This window comes from bacterium (assembly GCA_022616075.1).
Classification (GTDB): domain Bacteria; phylum Acidobacteriota; class HRBIN11; order JAKEFK01; family JAKEFK01; genus JAKEFK01.
The window spans coordinates 1-3,151 of record JAKEFK010000025.1; the positions used below are offsets into that span (position 1 = coordinate 1).

Genomic DNA, 3,151 nt, shown 5'->3' on the forward strand with positions numbered 1-3,151 from the left:
ACTGCATGCTTGAGTGGCATCAAGGAAAGATGACAGATCTGGATGTGCTCTCACGGCTTCAATCGCTGCAGCCTGGCATGATAAAGAAAGAACTCCTTCAAAAAGCGGATCAGGAACGGGCCATCTTCGAAGAAATAAATTTCGCATTCAACAATGTTTTGGCTTTGCATGCCAAAGAAAAGCTTGTAGCCGTTCGAACGGATTATCAGCAATTCCGGATTCTTTCGCTGCTTCAAGGGGAGCGAGATCTTTTTTTTAACGATGACGCTGAGGGTCGAATCCGCATCATTGGCGATGGAGCTTTTGAGTCGACAGCGCGATACTTCATTACATCGGATTTTGAAGGTTTCTCCTTATGGGACCTTGAATCTCAGCAAAAACAGCGCTGCGAAGGCCTTCCGAAAAAGCTTCGGATAAACATGTTGTTACCCCCGGTTCTATTAAAGGACCGGCGTGTGCTTTACGGATCCAGTGACACGGTATTTGTTTGGCCTACTCACAAAAGCGAACCGGTTCCTTTTTGCGTTGGCCATTCCGATACGATCCGTTCTATTGCGCTCGATGGCAACGAAGAGCGAATCCTGACCGCAAGCCTCGATGGAACAGTTCGTCTCTGGAATACTGAAAGTGGTTGGTGCGAATTTGTCTACAATATTAGTAATTCCCCCGTTCTTTTTGCGTGCTTCTCACCAGATGACAAAACTGTCGTTGCGTGTGCAAGGGATGGTCAGGTGAGCCTTTGGCAGGCGGAGGGTTCTAGAAGAAAATTAATGGAATTTTCAACCCATCCTGGGTTTGTAACGAATGCGGCGCTTCATCAGTCCGGAAAACTGATCGCGATTTGGGAAGAAAGCTGGTCACAGGAAACTCGCAGTATCCGAAGCGGGATCATTCGTATCTACGATTTGGCTAATCTTCGTTGTTTGCGTAGTTTTCCAGGTCTCGATCGTAAACATAAAGGACAACTCCTATTTTCCGATGATGGTGGAGCATTGTTTGCGCACTCGGAAGTAATCGGATTGAAATCCTATCGCTTTCTGGAACCTGGAAAGCCAGCTGGTTGGGAAATCTGCAGGCCGAAATCCTCTATAACATTGATTGCGATACAAAAAGAATTCAAACAACTGCTGCGGGAAGCACGCCAACTTCTGTTGGACGCAAGTTTTAAAAGAGCGCATGAACTTCTCCGAAAAGCTGTAGCCTCTTACCCTGAATACAGGTTCGATGAAGAAATCACAGACCTGTTCCGGGTCTTGCATAGTTACGGAGCACGGATTTCATTAGCGGATTATTGGTGTACTCAATTTTTTCAAAGCCAGGATCTTGCTCCTGTTGTTGCAATTCGATTTCTTTCTAGCTTGAGCTGGATCACCGGGACGTCACAGGGAGCACTGCAACTCTGGGATGTAAGCAGGGGGAAAGATTCCGTGGTCCTCAAAGGACACAATTCAGCGATTAAGAAAATCCTGAAAGATTCCAGCACAACTCGCGTGGTAACTGTAGACACACAAAATCATTTACGGGCATGGAACCTGATGGAGCAGAAATGCCTGGCATACTTCGATTGCTCACGAAGAGAAAAAATTTTCGAGGCTCTGTGCTTGTCCAGTGATGGAACCAAAGCTTTCTCCTCGGATAAAGAACAGATGCTCTACATCTGGGACTTGGAAATTGAGGAATTGGATCGAACCATTGTTCTACCGAAGCAGAAAGGCATCCTGAAGCAGATCCATTACTTCAATGATCAAGTCTTGTTGGAATTTGAGAGAGGCTGCATTGATCTGGATTCCGGCAGAGAAATGCCTGCGCCAGGGAGTGAGAGGCCGGATCGCTTTCAATTGAAGAGCGGCAAAATTGCAGCGGAATCTTGCACCATCGGAGAGGGTATTTCACAAATTCTGAGCTTTGATGTCTCAGACGAGGAACGTTATCTGGTCAGTGGCAACGAAGCAGGGGAGATTCAGTTGTGGGAGCTGGATTGGAATCTGAGTTTTTTTGATTAGAAAGGAGACCTACGATGCAACTCTTTAACAAAATGTTTGGCCCGAATATAGAGAAACTTCAGCGGAACGGTGAAGTACATAAATTGATTGATGCCCTCAGCCACAAGGATACTCAGATTCAGGTTGCCGCGATCCGTGCTCTTGGAGAACTTCGTGCGCTGCAAGCACTTCCGAAATTGATTCAACTACTAAATGCCGGGATACCGATATTAGAAGGCAAGCAGCATTCGCCTTGGGTGAATTGAAAGAGTCCGGCTCTGTTGAACCTCTAATGTTGTGTTTTCGCGATAAATCTAAAACTTATTATACAGAAGAAAAGCTTGCGATTATCCAAGCACTAGGCAAAATTAGCGATGATCGGAGCATAGATGCCTTACTGAAGATCGTAGATGATTCCGATGATGTTTGTCGTCCCGCCGCTGCAAAATCTCTAGCCGAAATGGGAGCACCGGTATTCGCAAAAGTAATTTCATACTTGCACACCACAAAATATTCTTCTTCCGGAAGAGAGTCTGCGGTTTGGATCTTGGGAGAAATCGGCGATATAAGAGCGGTTGAAAAGTTGGAAAGTATTTTCAAAGAGAGTGCTGGCAACATAAAGGAAGCGATCACGCATGCGTTACAAAGACTGGATCCTCAAGCCGCCAGGAGGACAAGAGCGAAAATCGTACCAAACTGGTATGACATTTCCAATAAGGCCAAGCATGTTTCGCAGGTTGTGATTCAAATACCAAGCGAATGCCTAATTGAACCCCGAGTTTCGAATCTTGTGGCAGCCGGCGGATTTCTAGAGGCAAAATGGGCTTTGACGGCTCTGTTCTTGAACGATGACCCCCCAGGACAAAGGACCTTTTCTGTTTGCCAAGTCAACGGGTGTTGTAGAACTTCTTCAACGTGCGAACCGTACGGATGTAGCATTTGCTTTCTATCATCTTCGCCGTGGAGGACTTTTTCAAATCATGATGAAATTGATTCCTTTGACATGCAAGCTAAGTTCCGGCGGCCCTATTTGGTGGAACACGCTCGCTGGATTGATACTAGCGAAGATTTTCGGGTCTTCGTAAGGGTGTGTAACGCATTTTCCTAATGACCGATGGGAGTGAGTGTAATTCCTGAACAACAGAGCTGGATCATGGCGATCAGGGCAG

3 protein-coding genes are annotated in these 3,151 nt (G+C 46.2%); all 3 read left to right on the forward strand.

The features are described 5' to 3' along the window. A partial coding sequence (locus tag L0156_02360; protein ID MCI0601833.1) for a hypothetical protein occupies positions 1–2,003 on the forward strand: 2,003 nt, incomplete at its 5' end. A 14-nt stretch (positions 2,004–2,017) separates the two neighbouring features. Then, positions 2,018–2,248 (forward strand): HEAT repeat domain-containing protein, encoded by a 231-nt coding sequence (locus tag L0156_02365; GenBank protein ID MCI0601834.1) that lies wholly within the window; start codon positions 2,018–2,020, stop codon positions 2,246–2,248. Then, positions 2,236–3,090 carry a HEAT repeat domain-containing protein gene (locus L0156_02370; protein ID MCI0601835.1) on the forward strand — a complete coding sequence of 285 codons (855 nt, stop codon included), beginning with the start codon at positions 2,236–2,238 and terminating at the stop codon, positions 3,088–3,090. Before L0156_02365 ends, L0156_02370 begins: the two co-directional genes overlap by 13 nt. Positions 3,091–3,151: the final 61 nt, after the last annotated feature.

What these genes read in the sequence shown, in the direction of transcription:
- L0156_02365 (MCI0601834.1), top strand. Translation starts at nt 2,018, where the DNA reads ATGCAACTCTTTAACAAAATGTTTGGCCCGAATATAGAGAAACTTCAG.